Below are 21,485 nucleotides of genomic sequence, written 5' to 3'. Positions count from 1 at the left end.
ACTCTGAGCAGGTGCCAAGGTGTCTACCTCTACGCGATTTGCCGTTGCCATCCATATCCTGACCAACATCACGCTGTGTCGTGGCCAGACGGTGCGTTCCGAAGATATCGCGCGCAGCGTCAACACCAACCCGACGGTGGTGCGGCGGATCCTCGGCGCGCTGGCGGAGGCCGGGCTGACCTATTCGCAGATGGGGCAAGGCGGCGGGGCGCTGCTGGCGCGGCCGGCAGAAGCGATCTCGCTGCTGGACGTGTATCGCGCGGTGGAGGATCAACCCTATTTCATGCTGCACCGCGCCCGGCCTAACGATGCGTGTTATATCGGCCACGCGATTACCCCGGTGCTGGAGCAAGAGTTTGCGCGCGTTGGTCACGCGCTGGAGGCCAGCCTGGCGCAAACCAGCATCGCCGAAATGGCCGGGCAGGTCGAGCGGCAAGCCGGCTATCCTTTCGTCCCTTGTTCAGCGCAATATCAAGCGGATACGCAATAAAAACCCACGCCAATTCCGTCTTCCCGCAGAGCATTTTTTGCATTGCGTTAATGTAATTGTGTAAGTTACATTAGCTCGCATCAAGTGTGATGTGGCTCACGTTTTAGACTGCCTCCCCACGATAATCGATCGATTGGCCGGAAACCTTTTCTTCCGGCGCAGATTCGCTGTGCTTATAAACCAGGAGAGAACGATGTTAGAAATGCTTGAAAGCTTGGCCACCGTGGTGGTCCTGGTGCCGGTAATGGTGGCCGTCTTGCTCGGCGCGATTTACGGCTTGGGTGAAGTGTTCAACGTCTTTTCCGCTATCGGCCGCAAAAATAACGGCTGAATTTGAACGTCAGGGGACGCAACGCCCCCTGACGCAGGACTACAATACCGTCGCCAGGAAGTTGCGCGTCCTCTCATGTCCCGGCGCATCCAGAACCTGCTGCACGCTGCCCGTTTCAACCACCTTTCCCTGATCCATAAAGACAATCTGGTCGGCCACTTCGCGGGCGAAGCCGATTTCGTGCGTGACCACCACCATGGTCATGCCCGAATGCGCCAGGTCTTTCATCACCTGCAGCACTTCGCCAACCAATTCAGGATCGAGGGCGGAGGTCGGTTCATCAAACAGTAACACCTGCGGGTTCATCGCCAGCGCGCGGGCGATGGCGACGCGTTGTTGCTGGCCGCCGGACAGTTCTCGCGGCCAGGCGTTGATGCGATGTTCCAGCCCGACGCGGGCCAGCAGCTGCTTCGCCCGTTCCTGCACCTCGGCTTTTTTTTCCTTTTTCACCCGCAGCGGCGCGTCGCTGACGTTTTGCAACACGGTGCGGTGCGCAAACAAGTTGAACTGCTGAAATACCATGCCGATGCTTTTACGCTGTTCGGCCACCTCGGCTTCTTTCAGCTCGTACAGATGCCGGCCTTTTTGACGATAGCCGATCAGCTGTTCGCCAACGCGAATGGTGCCGCCGTCCAGCTTTTCCAGGTGGTTGATGCAGCGCAACAGGGTGGATTTGCCGGAGCCGGAAGGGCCGAGGATCACCGTCACCGAGCCTGCCGGGATGGTCAGGCTGATGTTTTTCAACACGTCGGTGCCGGAAAAGGATTTCCGCACCCGGTTGATGTGGATGGATGCGCTCATTGTTCACCTCCCTGAGGGGCTTTGCGGTTGAGGAAGAACCCGCCGCGGCGCGTTGCCTGCGTGCCGCGGCCAAAATAGCGCTCCACGTAGTATTGGCCAATCGACAGAATCGAAGTCATGGCCAGATACCACAGGGTGGCGACCAGCAGCAGCGGGATGACCTCGTAGGTGCGTTGGTAAATGATCTGCGCCGAATACAGCACGTCCTGCAGGGCAATCACCGACACCACCGCGGTGGTTTTCAACTGCCCGATCACCTCATTGCCCGCCGGCGGCAGGATGGGGCGCATCGCCTGCGGCAATACCACGCGCCACAGGATTTGCCCACGACGGTATCCCAGCGCTTTGGCGGCTTCCAGCTGGCCGCTGCCGACGCTTTGGATGCCTGCGCGCACGATCTCCGCCGCATAGGCCGACTGATGCATCACCAGCGCGATCACCGCCGCGCTGAAGGTGCTGATAAGGGTATTGGTCGGCGCGCTGGCGACTTCGCCAAGAAACGGGATCCACAGGCTGATGCGCGGATAAAGCGCGGCGATGTTGTACCAAAGGAACAGCTGCACCAGCATCGGCACCGCACGGAAGAACCAGGTGTAGAACCAGCTTACCGCAACCAATACCGGATTGGCCGACAGGCGCATCAGCGCCAGCAGCACGCCACCGGCGAAGCCGAACACCACCGAAATCACCGTCAGCTTTAGCGTCATGAGCACGCCGTTGAGGATGGAAGCCTCGGTCAGGTTTTCCGCCACCACCGCCCATTCAAAGCGCGGGTTGTGCAGCATGGAATTGATGATAACGCCGACGATCAACAGCACAACCAGGGCGCTGAGCCAGCGCCCGTAATGCCGATGGCCGACGATGCTCAGTTCCGCGTCGTCGACAGGGTGTTGCCCACTCATTTGGCGATCTCTTCATTGATGCCGGCGGTTTTCACTGCACCAAAACCGATATCCCAGCCGTCGAGGATTTTCTGGTAACTGCCGTCGGCGATCAGAGAATTCAGCGCTGCCTGCACCGGTTTCACCAGTTCGGAGCCTTTCGGCAGGGCAATGGCCACCGTGGTGCCGTCAATGTTGATATCACCGGCCAGCGTCAGCGGTTTAACGTGGGTGGCCTGGTAGCGCAACCCTTCATACGGGCCGAAAAACATCGGTACGCGGCCGCTGATCACCGCTTGCACCCCGGCCGGGCGGTCCGGGAAGATCGGCATGGTGATGGCCGGCTTGCCGGCGGCGACGCATTGATCGCTGGCCTGCTGCAGGCGGGTGATCTGCGAGGTGCCTGCGCCGGCGCCGACGGTCTGGCCGCACAGCTGCGCCAGCTCGGTGTAAGGGCCTAGCGCAGCGTCTTTGCGGGCGATCAAGGCCAGCTTGGAAGCGTGGTAATAGCCGACGAAGTCCACCTGTTGGAAGCGCTTTTTGTTGGCGTCAATGTTGGCCAGCGCGACGTCATAACGGCCGGACTTCAGGCCGGGGATGATGTTGTCGAAGCCGCCGGTGTCCTTCCAGTGGATCGCCACGCCCAGGCGATCGGCAATCGCGCTCATCACGTCGATTTCACGCCCGGCCAGCGTTTTGTTGTCCGCCTGGTAAAAGGTGGTCGGCGGGGTGTTCGGGTTGGTGCCGGCAACGATGTAGCCGGCCTTTTTGATCGCTTCAGGCAGGCTGTCGTGCAGCGCCGGATCGGCGGCAGCTTTCAGCGCCGACTTGAAGGGAACATCGCCTTCAGCGGCATGACCGGCTGCCAACGGCGCCAGCGTGGAGGAAGCCAACAGCAGGGACAGTACGGTGCGTTTGAATGTGGTTTTCATCATGATTTCCCTGCGGATTAAGCCGATTTTACGTTAGCGAAGTTGATTGCCGGTTCCGGCAGACCCAGGTTTTCACGCAGGGTTGCATGCTGATACTCTTCACGGAACAGGCCACGGCGACGCAGCTCCGGGATCACCTGCTCGACGAACAGTTCCAGCTGGTTGGGCAATACCGCCGGCATGATGTTGAAGCCGTCTGCGCCTTGCTGTTCCAGCCACAGCTGGAAGTCGTCGGCGATCTCTTCGGCGGTGCCTACCACCACGCGGTGGCCGCGCGAACCGGCCGCGACGGCCGCCAGCTCACGCAGCGTCAGGTTTTCCCGCGCGGCCAGATCGGTCAGCAGTTTCACGCGGCTTTGGCCGCCTTCGGTGGCGCCCACGTTCGGCACCGGGCCGTCCAGCGGATAATCGCTCAAATCGAAACCAAAGCGCGCCGACAGCTGCTCAATGCCGTTATCGATATCCACCAGTTGATTCAGCTGATACCAGGTTTCCTGCGCTTCTTCTTTGGTACGCCCGACAATCGGCATCACACCTGGCAGGATCAGCAGGTGGTCCGGGTTGCGGCCGGCGTCGGCCACGTATTTTTTCTGACTGCGGTAGAAAGCTTGTCCTTCTTCCAGGCTGGCGGCGGCGGTGAACACCACTTCGGCGGTTTCCGCCGCCAGCTGCTGGCCGGCCGGGGAAGAGCCGGCCTCAATGATCACCGGCCGTCCTTGCGGCGAGCGGGAAATGTTCAGCGGGCCCTGCACCGAGAAATGCTTGCCCTTATGGTTGGCGGCGTGGATTTTCTCGTCGATGGCGTACACGCCATTTTGCTTGTCGCGCACGATGGCGTCTTTTTCCCAGCCGTCCCACAGTTTGTAGCTGGCCTCGAGGAATTCCCGCGCCACTTCATAGCGTTCGGCGTGCGACGGCAGATCTTCACGGCTGAAGTTGCGCGCCGCATCGCTGGAGAAAGAGGTCACTACGTTCCAGGCGGCGCGGCCGTGGCTGATATGGTCGATGGAGGCCATGGCGCGTGCCAGGTGGAAGGGTTGATCGAACGTGGTGGAGGCGGTCGCCGCCAGCCCGATATGGCGGGTGTTGACCGCCAGCGCCGCGAGCAGCGTCAGCGGCTCCAGGCGTGACATCGTCGAGGGCAGGCGGTGCACGCTGGTTGCCAACGCGTCGCCGACGAAGAACATATCGAAAGTGCCTTCTTCGGCTTTTTTTGCGATCCAGGTGAACCAGTCGATATCGGTCGGTGAACCGCTGGCGCCTTCTGCGCGCCATCCCCCGATGTGGTGCCCCAGAGCCTGAACGAACAGGCCGAGACGGAGTTGGCGCGATGGTGTTGAAGGTGAAGTACTCATAATTATTCCTGTTTTATTATTAATTTAACAATGCAATCAGTCGCGGCAGCGCGCCAGGGGACATAAGCGCGCAGTCGCGGATAACGCTCTCGCCTTCGAGGCCCGGAAGCAGCTGCAGAATGGCGCGCAGCTTGGCGTCGAGGTCTGTCGGCCGGGCGGCGGTTTGCTTTCTTGTGACTATGTCACTTATTCGCCTCCCGTCCTGCAGCGTCAGGGTCAGACGATGGAAGCGCATCTCCGGATCGAGCGCGTCCGGCGGGGCTGCGGGATCGACATGGCGCACAACTTTTGCCGCCAGGGCGGCGATAGCCGCATCGACAGGCTGTTCGCCGTAATGCGTCAGCGGGACCTCGCCGTGGTATAGCGCATCGGCGATGACGTATTCGAGGCTAAAGCGCGCTTCCACACCGGTGGCCGGTTGGCGAATAAAGGGCGCAGTATCTGCGCCGGGCGGAAAACTGACCTCAACCTGTGCGATCTCCGCAAGGACGTCGCCTTGTGCCAGCAGCCGCGCGCGCAGGGCGAGCGCCGCCTCGGCCGCGCTGTGAGTGCCACCGCAAGTCGGGTACCGCTTGAATTCCAGCCCCGGCTGCAGGATGCGCCAGGGCGTGCCCCAGCCGGCGGTCAGGCATTCCGGTTTTTGCCGGCCGCCGCCGTGGGAAGTCAGCAGGCTGTCCAGCACGCCCTCCGGTTGGCCGATGAAACCGGCCTGAGCCAGCAGAGCGGCGTTGACCGCGTTGCGTGCCGCCAACCCGGCATGCAGCGGTTTGGCCGCCGAACCGAACTGGCTGCGCAGGCCCGCTGCCTGCGTGGCCGCCAGGCCCAGAGCAATCTGCGTCTGCCGCTGGTCAAGCTGCAGATAACGCGCCACGGCGGCGCAGGCGGCGACCGCGCCCAGGGTGGCGGTGCTGTGAAAACCCAGCACGTAATGTTGCGTGCCAGCGGCCAATCCCAGCCGGCCAGCGGCCTCTACGCCGATGACATAGGCGGTTAACAGCTCAGTGACATCGTCACTCTCACCGTTCAGCGCCAGCAGGGCTGAGAGCACTACGGTGCTCGGATGGCCACGCAGCGCAGGATGGTAATCATCGAAGTCCAACGCGTGGCTGACATAGCCATAGCGCAGTGCGCGGTTCTCGCTGCCGTTCGGCGGAAACGTCTTACCGATCGCTGCCAGACCTGCATCGCTCAACGCCCCGCGGGCAATCGGCAGCGCGCAGGCGAAGTAATCTTTCACGCCGCGGCGAGCGGCTGACAGGGCGTTTTCATCCGGCTGGCTGTTCAATATCAGATGGGCGAATTGGGCGGTTATCGGTAATGACAAGGCGTTAACACCTGAATTTATATACGGTTATGCACGAGTGCGGGGTGAAAGGTATTGTGTGGCGATTTTCGTTGTCCCGAAAGAACGAACGGCGCTTCCATATCTCTGAATGGAATATAACGACGGCACTGCGCCGCCGTCAGAGCAGCTGGCAGCAGCTGCCAGCTGCTGGCAGGCTGCGCCTTAGCTATTTTTGTGCAAAGCAAAGCTGTATTTGCTCTAGCACGATAGAGGACTCAGGCCGAGAAAAGGCGAACGCTCATGATGTCGATAAATGCCCTGAGACGCGGTGTAAGATGTTTGCTTGAAGGCCAGAGAATTTTGAGACTGCCACTGTGTCGGCAGTGGTCGCCAAGCACCGGTTGGAGCCGCCGTCGCTCCAGCGCCTCTCGCACCGCGAAATCGGGCAAGCAGGCGATGCCCAGGCCCTGTTCCGCCAGGTAAATCAGCGTGTCGACGGTGTTGCATACCGTGCGCTTGCCCAGGCCTTCGTCGAGCAGTTTATCTCCGCCCGCCACCGGCCAGGTCTCGACTTTGCCGGTGGTGGGGAATCTGTATAACAGGCAGGCGTGATCGCGCAGTTCTGCCGGCTGGCGGGGTATTCCCGCTCGGCGCAGATACTCTGGCGCCGCCACCAGCTGTAGGTGAAACGTGCCCAGTTGGCGGCTCATTAAGCGAGAGTCCTCGGTATCGCCCACGCGGATCACCGCATCGAACCCTTCTTCGATCACCGCGACCCGCCGGTCGGAAAAATCGGTTTCCAGCTCAATCTCCGGGTAACGCCGGACAAATTCCGCCAGCACCGGATTCAGCAGGCCGCCCACCAGCGGCAAACTGACACGCAGCTTGCCGCGCGGCGCGCTGTGCGTATCGCTGATTTCCCGTTCCGCCGCCGCCAATTCCCCGAGAATGCGCTGGCAGCGGTGCAGAAACAGCCGGCCTTCGGCGGTCAGCGTCATGCTGCGCGTGCTGCGGTGGAACAGACGCGCGCCCAGCCGATTTTCCAGGCGGGCGATGCTTTTCCCCACCGCGGAAGCGGAAATGCCGAGCACGCGCCCGGCCTCTACGAAACTCAGCGTCTCTGCGGCCTGCACAAAGACGTTCACCCCAGACAGATTATCCATTGCTTGCCCCATTGCGGACTTGAGTGTCCGCTATGAAAGGAAATCTAGCCTGTTTTTTCGTTAATCACCACGCTCTATGCTCGGTGGCGACAGCATGGGCTGACTACCTGGGGTAATAAAAATGAATGAATACGGATCCTCTGCCAACGCGATTGACGGCGCGATAGAGCAAGCCTTGCGTGAAAAACGATTGGTTGGCGCGGTCGTTTTGGTGGCGCAGGGCGGTGAGATCGTTTATCACCGCGCGGCGGGCATGGCAGATCGCGAAGCGGGCAAGCCGATGGCGCTCAATACGCTGTTTCGTCTGGCCTCGGTATCCAAACCGATCGTGTCCACGGCGGCGCTGGCATTGATGGCGCAAGGCGCCATGCGGTTAGACGATCCGATCACCCGTTGGCTGCCGAATTTTCGCCCGCGGCTGGCGGACGGCACCACTCCGTTGATGACGCTACGGCATCTCATGACCCACACCGCCGGACTAAGCTACCGCTTTTTCCAGCCGGAAGGGGGATTCTATGCCCGGCTGGGTGTCTCCGACGGCATGGATGAAGCGTCTGTCAGCCTGCAGGAGAACGTGCGGCGTATTGCCTGCGCCCCTTTGCTGGCTCCGCCCGGCGCGGCGTGGCGCTATTCCATCGCCACCGATGTCCTGGGCGCGGCGATCGAACAGGCGAGCGGCCTGCCGCTGACGCAGGCAGTAAAAAAATGGGTGACCGGGCCGCTGGCGATGACGGATACCGATTTCCTGGCGGTGGATCCCGCACGTTTGGCGGCCGCTTACGCCGATCATCCCGGCGAGCCGCGCCGTTTGCGCCAACCGGATCGTTTACCGTTCATTGATGGCAGCGCCGGTTTTCATCTGTCGCCGGCGCGTGCGCTGGATCCGCAGGCGTACGCCTCAGGCGGCGCCGGCATGGTCGGCTCGGCGGAGGATTTCCTGCGCCTGCTGGAAACGTTGCGCCAGGGGGGCGGGCAGGTGCTGCCGGCCGAATGGGTGACGGCGCTGACCACCAACCAAATCGGCGATTTGCCGATGCCGTTTTGGCCGGGGCGCGGTTTCGGCCTCGGCATTACCGTACTGAAAGATCCCGTCGCCGCGCAAACGCCGGAGTCCGTTGGCAGCTGGCGAATGGGCGGCACCTATGGCCACTCGTGGTTCGTCGATCCTGTCCGGCAGCTCAGCGTCGTCGCGTTTACCAACACGGCGCTGGAGGGCATGTCCGGCGCTTTTGTCGGCGAGATTTGTCAGGCGGTCTATGCCGCGACGGGAGCGATACAATGCGCCTGATGCCACCGATTTTCTTTATCGCGCTGGGGTTGTTCGGCGTCTACTGCATCGAGTTTGGCGTGGTGGGTATTTTGCCGCAGATCATCGCGCGGTATGGCATCTCTACGGCGCAGGCCGGCTGGCTGGTCGGGATCTTCGCCCTGACCATCGCGCTGCTCGGGCCGCTGTTGGTGCTGCTGGCGTCGCGATTCAATCGCAAACGCATGTTGTTGATCGCGTTGACCGTGTTCGCGGCGGCCAGCGCGCTGTCCGCTCAGATGGACAGTTTCGCCATGCTCATGTTGCTGCGCATTGTGCCGGCGTTGTTTCATCCGATCTATTTTTCGCTGGCCATGGTGGCGGCCGCGGCGCTTTATCCGCCGCATCAGGCCACCAAAGCAACCGCCTATGCGTTCATCGGCACCAGCATGGGCATGGTGTTGGGGATACCGTTGACGCAATGGATCGCCGGGCAGTTCAGCTATGAAGCCTCGTTCCGGTTCTGTGCCTGGGTCAATCTCCTGGCAGCGGCGGGATTGCTGATGCGGTTGCCCGACGTCGCCGTTCAGCGCCTCAGCTATGGCAAACAGCTGACGATCCTGCGCAGCGGGACGCTGTGGCTGAATATCATCACCTGCGTGCTGATCTTTGCCGCCATGTTCGCCGTCTACGCTTATGCGGCCGAGTACCTCAGCAGTGAAGCCGGCATTGGCGCCGCCGCCATCGGCTTTCTTCTGGTGGCGTTCGGCGTGGGCGGTGTCGCGGGCAACCTGTTGGCCGGCAAGGGGTTGAGCCGCCATCGAGCGCTGACGGTGCTGCTGCACCCGCTAGCCTTGATTGCGGCTTATGCGCTGCTGTATCACTACGGCAGCGCGAATATCGGTTCGATGACGGCGCTTTGTCTGTATTGGGGAGCGGCGCACACCAGCGGTTTGATCGTGACGCAGATCTGGCTGACATCCGAAGCCCCCGAGGCGCCGGCGTTCGCCACCGGGCTGTATATCGCCTTTATCAATTTGGGCGTGGCGCTGGGCTCACTGGCGGGCGGCTGGTTCATCGCCGCGTGGGGGCTACAGGGCAGCCTGCTGTGCGGAGCCTTGTTCGCCGCGCTGGCGGTGATTACGATCGCCGCCAGGCTGCGGTTGCAGCGGCAGACTACCGCTGCGTTGCGTCGATCATCGCCATCACCTGCCGGAACATCGCGCTTTCCGCATCGGCCAGCTCGTTGACCAGCGTAAAGTGATTGCAGTGGCGGTCGGCCAGCAACTGAACGTCGAGGCCGCGCGCCAGACAGGCGTCATAATAGGCCTGCGTCTGGTTTTTGAAGCCTTGCGTTTCCCGCTGGCCGACGTCGAGCAGGATCTGCGGCGCATGCTCTTTCGCTGGCAGCAAAAACAGCGGGCTGAGCGTTTGCGCCTGTTCGGGCGTCAGGTGCAGCCAGTCGTTGATGTAGATATCGCACAGCGGGCGCAGATCGTAGAGGCCACTCAGCGCCAGCGCGCCTTTGATCGCGTCGGGCGGCAGGCGATAGCGTTGCTGCCAGCCGTCGGCGATCAGCATGCCGCACAGGTGGCCGCCGGCCGAACTGCCGCTGACGAAAATGCGCGCCGGATCGATGCCGAACGGCGCCCCGTGATGATAAAGCCAGGCGACGGCGCTGCGCACCTCGTGCACGATCTCCGCCAGCGTCGCTTCTGGCGCCAGTGTGTATTCCAGCGTGGCGACGGCCACGCCGCGCTGGGCAAACGCGGCGGCCATCGAACAGGCTTCCTCTTTGCGCTGCGAATGCCAGTAGCCGCCATGAATAAAGATCAGCAGCGGGGCGGGCTGCGTGCAAGCCGGGAACAGATCGAGGCGCTCGGCGGCGCTCATGCCGTAACGCAGATCGTAAATGCCGGGCGTCTGTGCCTTGGCGCGCTGGGCCAGCGCGGCGTATTCCGCCATGCAGGCGTCAAAATCTTCCACCGAAGCGCGGGCGTTGTATTGCACCGCTCTGGCGGCGGTATCGTCGAACATCAGGTCGATTTTCATAACTTCTCCTTGTTGGTGACGCTCGATTATCCACCTAATGCTTTTTTAATGTTTGATGCGGAATGCGTCGCCGACGGGCGTTCTTTTTTGCTTCTTTTTGCGGTATATTGCTGTTTTATGCGTTCTACTGCGGAATAAACTCATGCACAAAGCGGCACGACAGCGCCATTTACTGGATTTGCTCAGCGAACGCGGGCAGGCGGCGGTGGCGGAATTGGCCAGCGCCATCGGTGTTTCGGTCGATACCGTGCGCCGCGACTTGGCCGATCTCGAGCGGCAGGGGTTGGCGCAGAAACATCACGGCGGGGCGATAGCGCTCGAACCGTCCGGCATGCCGCGCCAGGCGCGCGCTGCGCTGTTGCCGCAGGTCAAGCAGCGGCTTGGCCGCGCGGTGGCCGCGCAGATCCCGCCCGGCAGCACCCTGATGCTGGATGCGGGCAGTACGCTGTTGGCGGTGGCACAGGCGTTGCGCGGCCCGGCGACGGTGATCACCGCTTCGCTGGATATCGCGCAGTGCCTGAGCGACAGGCCGGAGATCAACCTGATCTTGCTCGGCGGCCAGTGGGATGCGCGCCAGCGGCTGTTCGCCGGCAGCGCCACGCTGGCGTTGCTGGAACGCTACCGCGCGGACATCGCTTTGCTGGGCGCCTGCGCGGTGCATGCTCAGCTGGGGCTGAGCGCCGGCGAAGAGGCCGATGCAGAGGTCAAACGCGCCATGCTGGCCAACAGCGGCGAGCGCTGGCTGGTGGCCGACCATATGAAGCTGGATCGCTGCGAGCCGCATCACGTGGCGGATCTACCGCAGATCCAACGCCTGTTTACCGATCGCCCGTGGGATAACCTGGACGAGCAATCAATGATTGAACTTTGTGTCGTCGCCGACGACCGCTAGAGGAGAACACTGATGAACGATAACGCTCAACCGTTGCAGGTGGCGCTGATTGGCTACGGCTTTGTCGGCAAGGCGTTTCACGCGCCGCTGATCAACGCCGTGCCGGGGCTGGAACTCAGCGTGGTGGCTTCGCGCGACGCCGACAAAGTTCACGCCGACCTGCCGCATGCACGCGTGATCGCCGATCCGCTCGAGGCGATCCGCCTGCCGGAGGTCGATCTGGTGGTGATTGCTTCGCCGAACGCCACCCATGCGCCGCTGGCGCTGGCCGCGCTGGAGGCGGGCAAGCACGTGGTGGTGGATAAGCCGTTTACGCTGGATTTGGCGCAGGCGCGCGCGCTGATTGCCGCGGCGGAGAAGCACGGCCGCCTGCTGTCGGTGTTCCAGAACCGTCGCTGGGACAGCGATTTCCTGGGGGTGAAACAGGTGATCGAGCAGGGGCTGATCGGTAAGGTGACGCACTTTGAGTCCCATATCGACCGCTATCGCCCTGAAGTACGGGTGCGCTGGCGTGAACAAAACCTCCCAGGCAGCGGGCTGTGGTTCGATCTGGGGCCGCACATGGTCGATCAGGCGCTGCAGCTGTTCGGTTTGCCGCACAGCGTGCAGGCCAACATCGCCACGTTGCGCCCCAACGCGCAGATTAACGACTGGGCCCACGTGGTGCTGAACTATCCGACGCACCGCGTGATCCTGCACGGCAGCATGCTGGTGGCGGGCGGCGTCTCACGCTTTACCGTGCACGGCGAGAAAGGCAGCGTGGTCAAAGCGCGCGCCGACGGGCAGGAGAGCCAGCTGCTGGCCGGCGTGACGCCGGGTTCGGCGGAGTGGGGCAAAGACGACGACGCGATGAGCCTGTTTATCGGTACGGAGCCGGTGCGCACGCTGCCGACGCCGGATGGCGATCAGCGCCAGTATTACTTCCAGGTGCGCGATGCGTTGCGCGGCGCAGGCGCCAACCCGGTTACCGCGGCGCAGGCGTTGGCGGTGATGGCGGTGCTGGAAGCGGCCACCCTGGCGGCGGAAACCGGTGTGACTCAGCCGTTGCCGCTCACCGAGGCGGAAATCGCCGCCTGGTAACGGCTCGCGTCAGATAAGGCGTCAGACGCATGGATACAGTGCATGCCATGCGTCTTCCGCCATGCTAACCCCTGACATAGGCTTACTCGCAGTCTATGTCAGGAGTGTTCATCATGTTATCCCACCCTTCGCCGCAAGGCGTCCGCGGCATACTGGCCGCTCTTTCTCTGAGCATGCTGCTGTCATCGCTTGGCATCAGCATTGCCAACGTCGGGCTGCCGGCGCTCGCCACTGCGTTCCATGCCTCGTTCCAGGCGGTGCAGTGGGTGTTGCTCTGCTATTTGCTGGCCGTCACCACTTGCATTATCGGCATCGGCCGTTTGGGGGATAGCCTCAATCGTCGCCGCCTGCTGCTGGCGGGCATTGCGCTGTTTACCGCCGCTTCGCTGGCTTGCGCGCTGGCTCCGCAACTGTGGCTGTTGCTGGCGGCGCGCCTGGCGCAGGGGCTGGGGGGCGCAGTCATGATGTCGATCGCCATGGCGCTGGCGGGCGAGGTTCTGGGGAAGGAAAAAATCGGCCGCGCGATGGGGCTGCTCGGCACTATGTCAGCCGTGGGCACCGCGCTGGGGCCGTCGTTGGGCGGCGCGCTGATCGCCGGTTTCGGCTGGCGGGCGATGTTCCTGATCAACCTGCCGCTGGGGCTGCTGGCGCTGTGGCTTGCCTGGCGATACTTACCGAATGGGCCGCGCGCGGCAACGCGCGCGGAACCGTTCGATCGCGCCGGCACGTTGCTGCTGGGCGGCGCATTGCTCTGCTATTCGCTGGCGATGACCCTCGGGCGCGGCGACTTCGGCGCGCTTAACCTGGCGTTGATGTTGGGGGCGCTGTTGGCGGGGGCACTGTTTATCCGCGTGGAACGCCGCGCCGCATCGCCGCTGCTTGCGCCGTCGATGTTCCGCCATCCGGCCCTGACGGCGGGGCTGGCGGCCAGTGCGCTGGTGATGACGGTGATGACCGCCACGCTGGTGCTCGGGCCGTTCTATCTGTCGCGGGCGCTGGGCTTAAGCGCCGCGCAGGTCGGGCTGGTGATGTCGGCGGGGCCGGCGGTGGCGATCCTGACCGGCATACCGGCCGGCTATCTGGTGGATCGCTTCGGATCGCAGCGCATCGCCCAGTTTGGGCTGACGGCGGTGGCCGCAGGCGCGGCGTTGCTGTCACTGTTTAACCGTTGGGGCGTGCTCGGCTATATCGCCCCCATCGCGCTGTTGACCGCCGGCTATGCGCTGTTTCAGGTGGCCAACAACACCATGCTGATGAAGGATCTGTTTCCTGAACGGCGCGGGCTGATCGCCGGCATGGTGAACCTGTCGCGCAATCTGGGGGCGATCACCGGCGCGTCGGCGATGGGGGCGCTGTTTTATCTGGCTTCGCAGCAGGTTGCGGGCACTGCGGCCGCCGCGACTTACGGCATGCGGGTGAGCTACGGCGTGGCGGCGCTGTTGGCATTGGCGGCGTTGCTCATCGCCTTCGGCGGTCGCCGCCTGATGCTGCGTTACGGCGCGCGCTGAACCGCGTAGCGTTCTTGCACGAAACCGTTGTCCGATGAAGTGACGGCAAGCAGGCGCAGGCGCTGCTCCTGGCCATCGGCGCCGAATAAGGGGATACCGCCGCCCAACAGCAGCGGCACGCGCGTAATCGTCAGTTCGTCGATCAAGCCGGCCTGCAGGAAGCGCTGCACGGTCTGGCCGCCGTCGATATACAGGTGACGGCAGCCTTGCTCGGCCAACTGCGCCACGATGGCCGCCGGTTCGCCATTCATCCAGCGAACGTGGCCCGTTGCGTGCGGCGCGGGCGGCTGCGTCGACAGCACCACCACCGGCAGTGCGCCATAGGGCCACTCGGGAAAGGCGCGGACTTTATCATAGGTATGGCGGCCCATCACCAGCGCGTCGATGTCGGCGACAAACGCTTCAAAACTCAACCCATTGAGCAGCGAAACCGCATATTCGGGCCGCAGCAGCCAGTCGATGTCGCCGTCCGGGCCGGCAATGAATCCGTCTACGCTGGTGGCGATGTAAACCGAGCATTTCATCAGGCGAGATCTCCCCGATAAACCACATGCACCTTGTTGCCGTCGGGATCGCGCAGGTAAGCGCCGAAATAGCCTTTGCCGTAGTGCGCGCGCTCGCCGGGCTCGCCTTCACTGCTGCCGCCCGCCAGCAGACCGGCGGCGTAGGCGCGTTTAACCGCCAGCTCGTCGGCGGCGAGGAAGGCCAGCATGCTGCCGTTGCCGGCGCTGGCGGGCTGTCTGTCGAAGGGTTGGTAGGCGTAAAAACGCGGCAGCGTTTGGCCTGGCATCACCCAGCAGCGGGCGGCGGGGCCGCCGTCCGGCGTCACTTCCCGCCGTTGTAAGCCCAATGGCAACAGAATGGCGTCGTAGAACGCGGCGGCGGCATCCAGATCGCTGACGCCGACGGTAATATGGCTGAACATGGCGCGTTTCCTTCCCCAAGAGAGAATAATGAACGCCTAAAACAGTAGCAGCGATATCGCAGGATGGACAGACCGCCGTGGAGGATTCGGATTAGGGACGCGCGCAGGTGTAGCGCGCTTCACGGTTCGCGGGGCAGGCCGCCGTTCAATTGCTCTCGACGCGCGGATTGGCGTGGGTCGGCTGGCTGGGATAATCCACCTGATGCTTGTGCAGATAATCGCGGATCAGCTGACGCACCACCTGAGAAGGGGTGACGTCCTGCTGCAGGCACAGCTCTTCCAGGGCTTTCTTCTTGTCCGGGTCAATCAGCACCGTTAGCCGCGCCGTTTTCTTTTCCATCAGGATCCTCCAGAGAATGATGACTGAATGATAATACCATGTGGACGAAGCGGCCAGCCAGACCGCGTCGCCGCTCGTTCTTAGCGGAAATGCAGCCGTTCTATTTTGCGTGACAGGTAGCCGAGTTCGCAGTTGAACAGCTCGCCGCTGCCGGCGGCCAGCGTGCGCAGCGTGCTGAGCGGCAACGTCACCTGCGCCGGCGTGGCGTAAATGATCACGTTGCCGCTGGGGGCGACGCAAAATAATACGGTGCCGAATATCCGGTGCAGGCTGTGGTACAGCAGGCTGTTTTCATCGGGCAGATCGTGGTAATTGAGCACCAGCCAGCCCCCGTCGTTCAGCCGCGCGGCGCAGTTTTCCAGGAATGTCTGGGTGCCTTGCTGCGGATCCATGGCGAACGCCGAATAGAGATCGGAGAAAATCAGGTCGTAACGCGTCTCGGCGGGCGGGCGCACAAAGTCCATGGCGTCGGCGGTACGCAGGCTGATGGTGTCGGTGGCCGGCAGCGTAAAATAGCGGCGCGCGACGGCGATCACCGCGGCGCGCAGTTCAACCACGTCCAGACGCATGGCCGGATCGAGCGCGTGCAGCGCACGCAGCAAGCTGCCGCCGCCTAACCCCAAGATCAGCGCCGAGGTCGGCGGCTGCCAGGCCACCGCCATCAGCATCGCTTTGATGTAGTTGTGGATCGGCTGCGCGGGGTTGCTGAGGCTCATCTTGCTTTGCTCGCAGATGCCGTCAAACCGCAGCGTGCGGTAGTCCTTGTGATCGGAAACGATGATTTCGCCCCAGGCGTCGGTTTCGCGAGCGATCACCTGGCCGCGCGGGGAGAAATCGAGGGTTCTGAGTAAGCTGTCAACCAGAGACATGGTATTCGCAGGTTTCCTTTGGCAAGCGGCCTATTTACGGGCGCACATGAAATCGGCGGTGCAAATGCGCCGGCCATCGATGCTGGCGCGGCCGGTGAAGCGGGCGATCGCGCCTCGCCGGCGTACAAAGGCGACCTCCATCAACACCTGGTCGCCGGGACGGGCGGCGCGATAAAACCGCGCCCGCTGAATGGAAGCGAAGTAGTAATGTTCTCCTTCATTCAACGCCCCGAGATAATAATGCGCCAGCAGCCCGGTGCTTTGCGCCAGCGCTTCCACCAACAGCACGCCGGGAAAACCGGCGAAGTGCGCATGGCCGTTCCAGAACGTCGGCTCATTGGCGGTGATGTTCTTGATGGCGCTCAGCCGGCCTTCGGCAATGCAGGTGCCGGCGGGCAGCACGCGATCGACCAACAGGCAGGGATAACGATGAGGCAGAATCGCCTGAATATCGTTGAATTGCAGGGGGTGACCGTTTAATGGCATGGAAGTGCGTGATCCTGTCTGCGGCGAATCCGGTGTGGTGGCCGGCGTTCGGTCCATAATGAGTGTAATGACATTATAATAAAATTATCATCAGATGTGCCAGATGAAAGACATGACGGCGGCGACGGTTGGGGAACAGCGAAGGAGGGGAAGACACCCGATCCTGACGATCGGGCGTGGTGGCGCGTTTAGTGCTTGGAGCGGGTCACCTTGTCCAAATAACCCATCACGAAGGCGGAGAGCACGAAGGTGAGGTGGATGATCACATACCACATCAGCTTGTTGTCGGGCACGTTCTTGGCGTCCATAAACACCCGCAGCAGGTGAATGGAGGAGATGGCGACGATAGATGCGGCGACCTTGTTTTTCAGCGAGGTGGCGTCCATTTTGCCCAGCCAGCTCAGTTTCTCTTTCCCTTCGGTGATATCCAATTGCGAGACGAAGTTTTCATAGCCGGAGAACATCACCATTACCAACAGGCCGCCGACCAGCGCCATGTCGATCAGCGACAGCAAGGTCAACACCAGATCGGCTTCGGTAACGGCAAAAATATTTGGCAGGACGTGGAGAATTTCCTGAAAAAACTTGATCGACAGGGCGACCAGAGTGAGCGAAAGGCCGAAATAAACCGGCGCGAGCAGCCAGCGGGAGGCGTACATCGCGTTTTCTAGCAAGCGTTCCATCATAAAATTGTTTTAAATGCGTAGCAAAAAGGGCGCTCAGTATAGCGCAAGAGGCCTGGGTGAAATCAACCGCTTGCGCCAGCAGAGGGCGCTATCAGGCCACTACGCGCGCCGTTTTGCGCCCGCTGCGGATCCACAGCGCCACGGCCCCCGCCGCCGTCGCCAGCGCCACGACGCCCGGCCAGCCCGCGCTTGCCAGAATGCGGCTGCCGAGGGCGGCGCCGGTCGCCATACCGATGAACACGCCGGTGAACAAGAGGGCGTTCAATCGGCTGCGGGCTGCCTGATCGAGACCGTAAACGATGGTTTGGTGCGCGATCAGCGTAGCCTGGATGCCCAGGTCGAATCCGACGGCGCTCAGCGCAATGAGCGCCAGTTGCGCCGGGAGCGGCAACAGCGGCAGCAGAAACATCAAGGCGAAGGAGGCCAGAACCAGTCCCGCGCCGATACGGGTCACGACGTCAGGGCCGTGCCGATCGGCCAGACTGCCCGCCAACGGCGCCGCCAGCGCACCCGCCGCCCCCGCCAGGCCAAACGCGCCGGCGGCCGCGCTGCCGATCTGGTAGCGCTCCGCCAGCATCAACGCCAGCGTTGACCAGAAAGCGCTGAAGCCCAATGACAGAAAGCCTTGCGCCAGCGTTGCGCGCCGCAGCGCGGGATACTCGGCCCACAGATGTCCCAGCGAGCGCAGCAGCGCGGGGTAACTCAGCGCGTTATGAGGGCGAAGACGCGGTAATATGCGCCAGATCGCCAGCGTGATCGACAAAACGCCCAGCGCCGCGAGCGCGTAGACGCTGCGCCAGCCGGCGTACTCGGCGAGTGCGCCGCTGAACACCCGCGACAGCAAAATGCCGGCCAATAGCCCGGTCATCACCGCGCCGACGGTTTTGCCGCGGCTGGCCTCCGGCGCCAGCGTGGCGGCGGCGGGGATAATGTCCTGCGCGACGGTGGCGGTCAGGCCTATCGCCAGGCTGCTGAGCAACAACAGCGGGAACGAGGCAGCAAAAGCGCAGAGTAACAGCGTCAGCGTCAGCAGCGCGCCTTTTACCAGAATGATCCGCCGGCGATCGTACCGGTCGCCGAGCGGCGCCAACAGTAAAATGCCCAGCGCATAGCCTAACTGGGTCAGCGTCGGCACCATGCCGGCATCGGCGACGCCGGCGTGGAAATCGGCGCCCATCATGCCAAGCATGGGCTGGCTGTAATAGATTGACGCGACGCTGAGGCCGGCGCCGGCGGCCAGCAGAAATACGACGTTGGCGGACGGTGCGCCGTGGATGGTGGCGGTGCTCATGGCAAAAATTCCTGTAAGGTGAATGTGCGGTCATTTTTACCGCTTGCTTCATGCCGCTGTAGCCCCCTCGCAGGTAAAACTGTTATACACTCAACGTATGAATAAAATTAACTTACCTAACGGCGACCGCATAACTTTGCTGCATACGCTGGTGCGCATCGTCGAAAGCGGCAGCCTGTCGGCGGCGGCGCAGCAGCTGGGCACTTCGCAGCCGACGATCAGCCGGCGTCTGCAGGCATTGGAACAGCTGCTGGGCGCCAAACTGATCCAGCGGACCACCCACGCCCTCAAACTGACCGACGACGGCGAGCGCTGTTACCGCCAGGCGCGGGGGCTGATTGAACAATGGCAAAGCCTGGAAGAAGGGCTTGGCGGCGCGCGCGACGAACCGGTCGGCGTGTTGCGCGTGCGGGCGCCGCACGCATTCGGCCAGGATCAGCTGATCGGTCCGTTGGGCGAGTATTTGCGGCGCTACCCGCAAACTTACGTTGAGTGGACGCTGAACGATCATTCTCCGGACTTTATTCCCGAGGGGGTGGATTGCGCCATTCACGTCGGTGCGGTGACCGATCCGTCGGTCGTGGCGGTGTTGCTGGCGGAGGTGCCGCGCAGCACGGTGGCGTCACCGGCGCTGTTGGCTGAACGACCGGCGATCGTCGATCTCGACGATTTGGCCTCATTGCCGTGGCTGGCGGTAAACAGTTTTTATCGTAATGAGGTCGTCTTGACCCACGCGACCAGCGGTGAACAGCGGCGTTTCGACATCGCGCCGAGGTTGAGCACCGACAGCCTTTATGCGGCGCGCAAGGCGGCGCTGGAAGGGCTGGGCGTCGCGATCGTGTCGTCTTGGGTGGTGAAAGAAGAATTGGCGCAAGGTGCTCTGCAGACGCTGTTACCCCTGTGGCGAGCTGAGCCACTGCCTATTTACCTGTTGTATCCCTACGCCAGCTATTATCCCGCGCGTTTACGCAAATTCATGGAAATGATGAAAGAAACGATGCCGCGCATTCTCGGCGCGCAGCCGCCGACGGGGCGCTGACGGCCTTCAGTGTCTGGCTTTTTTACCGTCGCTGTGGCCGAGAGAACGATCGGGGAAGCTGTGATCGCGCAGCCGCTGCTTTAACTGCGCCGCATCGGGGAAGCCGCCGTCAATCTTGCGATCCCAAATCATCACGCCATCGACGCTGATTTGGTAGACCCCGCCGGTGCCCGGCATCAGGGTGACGGAGGCGAGATCGTCGCCGAAGGTGTTCAGCAGCTCTTGCGCCATCCAGCCGGCGCGCAGCAGCCAGTTGCATTGTGAACAGTAGTGAATCGTAACGGCGGGTGCGTTTTTCATCGTTGATCGACCGGTTAGTGGTGACGGCTTGCAATCAGCCTGCGGGCTCGCAAGCGATGGTGGCTGTGTATCGCCAAATAGTCAAGCGCCTGCTGCGGCCAGAGCGACAAGGGGAGCCGAGTGTGCATCACGGCCGCTTGCTTCCGGCAAACCATTCAACCCCGCGCAGCATGCCCGCCCAGTAAAACCGGGGTAAAAACCAGGCTTTCAGCCACCAGGCCATACGGCTGGGCTGGGTTGCGTCGAGCAGTGGAAACGTGGGCAGCAATTTACCGTCATAGCCAAACTCCGCCAGCACAACTTTGCCTTTCTCGACCGTCAATGGACAGGAACCATAACCATCATAATGGGCTGTGAGAGGCGTGCCATGAATACGTGCCGCGACGTTTTCCGCCACCACTACCACCTGCTTTCGCGCTGCCGCCAGGGTTTTGGCGTTTGGCGTTGAGCAACAGTCGCCTACCGCAAAAATATCCGGCCAATGCTTATGTTGCAGCGTCAATTTATCCACATCGCACCAGCCGGCGCCATCCGCGAGTCCGCTTTGCGAAATAAACGCCGGGGCTGATTGAGGCGGCACCACGTGAAGCATATCGAAGGGCAGGGTTAACTCGCGTTTTTCCTCTTCATTTGTCTCCACGGCAAATATCGCTTGCCGATTTTCGCCATCTATACGGATTAAATTATGATTGAAGTTGACCTGTGCACGGTATTTTTCCAAATAGCCGCTCAGCGGGGGGACAAATTGCGGAATGCCGAAAACCGCCGTGCCCGCAAGGCAGAAATTGACGTTAATATTATTCAGAACGCCTTGCCGCCGCCAATGGTCGCATGAAAGATATAAGGCTTTTTGCGGCGCGCCGGCGCATTTTATGGGAAGCGTGGGTTGGGAAAATATCGCCTTGCCGCCTTGCATCTCCCGGACCAGTTGCCAGGTGTATTCTGCAAGATCAAAACGATAATTAGAGGTGACGCCGTTAAATCCTAACGTCTCTTCAAGGCCTTCTATTTTATCCCAACGTAAAACAAGGCCGCAGGCAACAATAAGGAAATCATAGCTTACGCGTTTACCCTGACGGGTCTCGATATATTTTTCATTGGGATCAACCCTGACAACGCTGTCCTGGAGCCATGAGACGCCAGAAGGAATAACATCGCGCATGGCGCGCTGCGTTTTATTGATATCAAAGAGCCCGCCGCCCACCAGGGTCCATGCCGGCTGGTAATAATGACAGTCATTGGGTTCAACGACAGTTATATCCGCATCTTTAACTCGCTTCCTTATGCTTGCGATGACGCCGATGCCAGATGAACCACCGCCAATAACAACAACTTTCTTCAGGGTGTTTATTTTTTCTGGTTTCATGCAGGTCTCCTTTCATAAGAAAGTAGGGGGTTGCGGCTCAGATTTAAAGATAATTTATAGAACTTATGGTTATATTAAAAATTTCATATTCTATTTAGCTATATGTAATAGCTAAATGTAATAAGTTATTTGACAATCAACGCAAGCTGATCGTTAATAAATGCCAT

The 21,485-nt window shown here is 61.7% G+C and carries 24 protein-coding genes; 8 read left to right on the top strand and 16 right to left on the bottom strand.

Features of this window, described 5'->3' with window-relative positions; all coding sequences use genetic code 11:
• The first annotated feature begins 19 nt into the window (after positions 1–19).
• Both ACMGF9_RS11990 and ACMGF9_RS11985 read left to right on the top strand, forming a co-directional pair.
• Positions 20–490, top strand: a complete 471-nt coding sequence (locus ACMGF9_RS11990) for an Rrf2 family transcriptional regulator (RefSeq protein ID WP_004940698.1) — start codon at positions 20–22, stop codon at positions 488–490.
• A 193-nt stretch (positions 491–683) separates the two neighbouring features.
• Positions 684–821, top strand: a complete 138-nt coding sequence (locus tag ACMGF9_RS11985) for an AcrZ family multidrug efflux pump-associated protein (RefSeq protein WP_004940695.1) — start codon at positions 684–686, stop codon at positions 819–821.
• A gap of 39 nt (positions 822–860) precedes the next feature.
• Here the strand turns inward: ACMGF9_RS11985 and ACMGF9_RS11980 are convergent, their stop codons facing one another.
• The 6 genes from ACMGF9_RS11980 to ACMGF9_RS11955 form a co-directional block, all read right to left on the bottom strand.
• Positions 861–1,622, bottom strand: coding sequence for an amino acid ABC transporter ATP-binding protein (locus ACMGF9_RS11980; protein WP_004940693.1), 762 nt, complete (start codon positions 1,620–1,622; stop codon positions 861–863).
• Positions 1,619–2,524, bottom strand: a complete 906-nt coding sequence (locus ACMGF9_RS11975) for an amino acid ABC transporter permease (protein WP_414160259.1) — start codon at positions 2,522–2,524, stop codon at positions 1,619–1,621. The genes ACMGF9_RS11980 and ACMGF9_RS11975 overlap by 4 nt, the downstream gene beginning before the upstream one ends.
• Positions 2,521–3,435, bottom strand: a complete 915-nt coding sequence (locus ACMGF9_RS11970) for an ABC transporter substrate-binding protein (protein WP_414160638.1) — start codon at positions 3,433–3,435, stop codon at positions 2,521–2,523. The genes ACMGF9_RS11975 and ACMGF9_RS11970 overlap by 4 nt, the downstream gene beginning before the upstream one ends.
• Before the next feature lie 17 nt (positions 3,436–3,452).
• On the bottom strand, positions 3,453–4,790 hold the full coding sequence (locus ACMGF9_RS11965) for an LLM class flavin-dependent oxidoreductase (protein ID WP_021504570.1): 1,338 nt from the start codon (positions 4,788–4,790) through the stop codon (positions 3,453–3,455).
• Positions 4,791–4,809: 19 nt separating this feature from the next.
• On the bottom strand, positions 4,810–6,114 hold the full coding sequence (locus ACMGF9_RS11960; protein WP_076740228.1) for an MmgE/PrpD family protein: 1,305 nt from the start codon (positions 6,112–6,114) through the stop codon (positions 4,810–4,812).
• 236 nt (positions 6,115–6,350) lie between these two features.
• Positions 6,351–7,238, bottom strand: coding sequence for a LysR family transcriptional regulator (locus ACMGF9_RS11955; protein ID WP_021504572.1), 888 nt, complete (start codon positions 7,236–7,238; stop codon positions 6,351–6,353).
• A 121-nt stretch (positions 7,239–7,359) separates the two neighbouring features.
• Here ACMGF9_RS11955 and ACMGF9_RS11950 point away from each other — a divergent pair, with 121 nt between their 5' ends.
• The gene (locus ACMGF9_RS11950; RefSeq protein ID WP_414160258.1) at positions 7,360–8,526 is read left to right on the top strand and encodes a serine hydrolase domain-containing protein; all 1,167 of its coding nucleotides are present in this window, start codon (positions 7,360–7,362) and stop codon (positions 8,524–8,526) included.
• A complete protein-coding gene (locus ACMGF9_RS11945) occupies positions 8,517–9,734 on the top strand; it encodes an MFS transporter (RefSeq protein ID WP_414160257.1) in 1,218 nt (405 codons plus the stop codon). Before ACMGF9_RS11950 ends, ACMGF9_RS11945 begins: the two co-directional genes overlap by 10 nt.
• Here the strand turns inward: ACMGF9_RS11945 and ACMGF9_RS11940 are convergent.
• Positions 9,661–10,536: an alpha/beta hydrolase gene (locus tag ACMGF9_RS11940; protein ID WP_015377841.1), complete on the bottom strand. Its 876-nt coding sequence runs from the start codon at positions 10,534–10,536 to the stop codon at positions 9,661–9,663. The genes ACMGF9_RS11945 and ACMGF9_RS11940 overlap by 74 nt on opposite strands.
• Before the next feature lie 142 nt (positions 10,537–10,678).
• Between ACMGF9_RS11940 and ACMGF9_RS11935 the strand changes: the two genes are divergently transcribed.
• The 3 genes from ACMGF9_RS11935 (at position 10,679) to ACMGF9_RS11925 (ending at position 14,016) form a co-directional block, all read left to right on the top strand.
• A complete protein-coding gene (locus tag ACMGF9_RS11935; protein WP_171403618.1) occupies positions 10,679–11,428 on the top strand; it encodes a DeoR/GlpR family DNA-binding transcription regulator in 750 nt (249 codons plus the stop codon).
• A gap of 12 nt (positions 11,429–11,440) precedes the next feature.
• Positions 11,441–12,508, top strand: a complete 1,068-nt coding sequence (locus ACMGF9_RS11930; RefSeq protein ID WP_414160256.1) for an oxidoreductase — start codon at positions 11,441–11,443, stop codon at positions 12,506–12,508.
• Positions 12,509–12,621: 113 nt separating this feature from the next.
• Complete coding sequence (locus tag ACMGF9_RS11925; RefSeq protein ID WP_414160255.1) at positions 12,622–14,016, top strand: MFS transporter; 1,395 nt, start codon at positions 12,622–12,624, stop codon at positions 14,014–14,016.
• On the opposite strand, the gene ACMGF9_RS11920 is transcribed toward ACMGF9_RS11925, so the two are convergent.
• The 7 genes from ACMGF9_RS11920 to ACMGF9_RS11890 form a co-directional block, all read right to left on the bottom strand.
• Positions 14,001–14,540: a dihydrofolate reductase family protein gene (locus ACMGF9_RS11920; RefSeq protein WP_021504579.1), complete on the bottom strand. Its 540-nt coding sequence runs from the start codon at positions 14,538–14,540 to the stop codon at positions 14,001–14,003. The genes ACMGF9_RS11925 and ACMGF9_RS11920 overlap by 16 nt on opposite strands.
• A complete protein-coding gene (locus tag ACMGF9_RS11915; RefSeq protein ID WP_015377846.1) occupies positions 14,540–14,941 on the bottom strand; it encodes a VOC family protein in 402 nt (133 codons plus the stop codon). Before ACMGF9_RS11915 ends, ACMGF9_RS11920 begins: the two co-directional genes overlap by 1 nt.
• Positions 14,942–15,086: 145 nt before the next feature.
• Positions 15,087–15,281 (bottom strand): ribbon-helix-helix protein, CopG family, encoded by a 195-nt coding sequence (locus ACMGF9_RS11910; RefSeq protein WP_004928567.1) that lies wholly within the window; start codon positions 15,279–15,281, stop codon positions 15,087–15,089.
• Between the two features lie 80 nt (positions 15,282–15,361).
• The gene (locus tag ACMGF9_RS11905; RefSeq protein ID WP_004928565.1) at positions 15,362–16,150 is read right to left on the bottom strand and encodes a spermidine synthase; all 789 of its coding nucleotides are present in this window, start codon (positions 16,148–16,150) and stop codon (positions 15,362–15,364) included.
• A 30-nt stretch (positions 16,151–16,180) separates the two neighbouring features.
• Positions 16,181–16,636: a 3-hydroxyacyl-ACP dehydratase FabZ gene (gene fabZ, locus ACMGF9_RS11900; protein WP_004928563.1), complete on the bottom strand. Its 456-nt coding sequence runs from the start codon at positions 16,634–16,636 to the stop codon at positions 16,181–16,183.
• A gap of 188 nt (positions 16,637–16,824) precedes the next feature.
• Positions 16,825–17,319 (bottom strand): TIGR00645 family protein, encoded by a 495-nt coding sequence (locus ACMGF9_RS11895; protein WP_004928561.1) that lies wholly within the window; start codon positions 17,317–17,319, stop codon positions 16,825–16,827.
• Positions 17,320–17,413: 94 nt separating this feature from the next.
• Positions 17,414–18,613 carry an MFS transporter gene (locus ACMGF9_RS11890; protein WP_414160254.1) on the bottom strand — a complete coding sequence of 400 codons (1,200 nt, stop codon included), beginning with the start codon at positions 18,611–18,613 and terminating at the stop codon, positions 17,414–17,416.
• A 97-nt stretch (positions 18,614–18,710) separates the two neighbouring features.
• Between ACMGF9_RS11890 and ACMGF9_RS11885 the strand changes: the two genes are divergently transcribed.
• A complete protein-coding gene (locus ACMGF9_RS11885; RefSeq protein WP_015377850.1) occupies positions 18,711–19,652 on the top strand; it encodes a LysR family transcriptional regulator in 942 nt (313 codons plus the stop codon).
• 6 nt (positions 19,653–19,658) lie between these two features.
• Here ACMGF9_RS11885 and ACMGF9_RS11880 read toward each other — a convergent pair whose 3' ends face one another.
• Both ACMGF9_RS11880 and ACMGF9_RS11875 read right to left on the bottom strand, forming a co-directional pair.
• On the bottom strand, positions 19,659–19,952 hold the full coding sequence (locus ACMGF9_RS11880; protein WP_004928553.1) for a SelT/SelW/SelH family protein: 294 nt from the start codon (positions 19,950–19,952) through the stop codon (positions 19,659–19,661).
• 127 nt (positions 19,953–20,079) lie between these two features.
• Positions 20,080–21,318: an FAD/NAD(P)-binding oxidoreductase gene (locus ACMGF9_RS11875; protein WP_351006947.1), complete on the bottom strand. Its 1,239-nt coding sequence runs from the start codon at positions 21,316–21,318 to the stop codon at positions 20,080–20,082.
• Positions 21,319–21,485: the final 167 nt, after the last annotated feature.

It is taken from the genome of Serratia sp. BNK-23, assembly GCF_047456145.1.
Lineage (GTDB): Bacteria > Pseudomonadota > Gammaproteobacteria > Enterobacterales > Enterobacteriaceae > Serratia > Serratia nematodiphila.
The sequence above is the reverse complement of the archived record's forward strand: the minus strand, read 5'-3'. Positions and strand labels throughout refer to the sequence as shown.

Excerpts from the sequence above, each read along its gene's own strand:
- ACMGF9_RS11925 (WP_414160255.1), top strand. The coding sequence starts at position 12,622 with ATGTTATCCCACCCTTCGCCGCAAGGCGTCCGCGGCATACTGGCCGCT.
- ACMGF9_RS11940 (WP_015377841.1), bottom strand. The coding sequence starts at position 10,536 with ATGAAAATCGACCTGATGTTCGACGATACCGCCGCCAGAGCGGTGCAA.
- ACMGF9_RS11935 (WP_171403618.1), top strand. The coding sequence starts at position 10,679 with ATGCACAAAGCGGCACGACAGCGCCATTTACTGGATTTGCTCAGCGAA.
- ACMGF9_RS11875 (WP_351006947.1), bottom strand. The coding sequence starts at position 21,318 with ATGAAACCAGAAAAAATAAACACCCTGAAGAAAGTTGTTGTTATTGGC.
- ACMGF9_RS11955 (WP_021504572.1), bottom strand. The coding sequence starts at position 7,238 with ATGGATAATCTGTCTGGGGTGAACGTCTTTGTGCAGGCCGCAGAGACG.
- ACMGF9_RS11975 (WP_414160259.1), bottom strand. The coding sequence starts at position 2,524 with ATGAGTGGGCAACACCCTGTCGACGACGCGGAACTGAGCATCGTCGGC.
- ACMGF9_RS11980 (WP_004940693.1), bottom strand. The coding sequence starts at position 1,622 with ATGAGCGCATCCATCCACATCAACCGGGTGCGGAAATCCTTTTCCGGC.
- ACMGF9_RS11905 (WP_004928565.1), bottom strand. The coding sequence starts at position 16,150 with ATGTCTCTGGTTGACAGCTTACTCAGAACCCTCGATTTCTCCCCGCGC.
- ACMGF9_RS11985 (WP_004940695.1), top strand. The coding sequence starts at position 684 with ATGTTAGAAATGCTTGAAAGCTTGGCCACCGTGGTGGTCCTGGTGCCG.
- ACMGF9_RS11945 (WP_414160257.1), top strand. The coding sequence starts at position 8,517 with ATGCGCCTGATGCCACCGATTTTCTTTATCGCGCTGGGGTTGTTCGGC.
- ACMGF9_RS11915 (WP_015377846.1), bottom strand. The coding sequence starts at position 14,941 with ATGTTCAGCCATATTACCGTCGGCGTCAGCGATCTGGATGCCGCCGCC.
- ACMGF9_RS11895 (WP_004928561.1), bottom strand. The coding sequence starts at position 17,319 with ATGGAACGCTTGCTAGAAAACGCGATGTACGCCTCCCGCTGGCTGCTC.
- ACMGF9_RS11930 (WP_414160256.1), top strand. The coding sequence starts at position 11,441 with ATGAACGATAACGCTCAACCGTTGCAGGTGGCGCTGATTGGCTACGGC.
- ACMGF9_RS11910 (WP_004928567.1), bottom strand. The coding sequence starts at position 15,281 with ATGGAAAAGAAAACGGCGCGGCTAACGGTGCTGATTGACCCGGACAAG.
- fabZ (WP_004928563.1), bottom strand. The coding sequence starts at position 16,636 with ATGCCATTAAACGGTCACCCCCTGCAATTCAACGATATTCAGGCGATT.
- ACMGF9_RS11880 (WP_004928553.1), bottom strand. The coding sequence starts at position 19,952 with ATGAAAAACGCACCCGCCGTTACGATTCACTACTGTTCACAATGCAAC.
- ACMGF9_RS11890 (WP_414160254.1), bottom strand. The coding sequence starts at position 18,613 with ATGAGCACCGCCACCATCCACGGCGCACCGTCCGCCAACGTCGTATTT.
- ACMGF9_RS11885 (WP_015377850.1), top strand. The coding sequence starts at position 18,711 with ATGAATAAAATTAACTTACCTAACGGCGACCGCATAACTTTGCTGCAT.
- ACMGF9_RS11965 (WP_021504570.1), bottom strand. The coding sequence starts at position 4,790 with ATGAGTACTTCACCTTCAACACCATCGCGCCAACTCCGTCTCGGCCTG.
- ACMGF9_RS11970 (WP_414160638.1), bottom strand. The coding sequence starts at position 3,435 with ATGAAAACCACATTCAAACGCACCGTACTGTCCCTGCTGTTGGCTTCC.
- ACMGF9_RS11950 (WP_414160258.1), top strand. The coding sequence starts at position 7,360 with ATGAATGAATACGGATCCTCTGCCAACGCGATTGACGGCGCGATAGAG.
- ACMGF9_RS11920 (WP_021504579.1), bottom strand. The coding sequence starts at position 14,540 with ATGAAATGCTCGGTTTACATCGCCACCAGCGTAGACGGATTCATTGCC.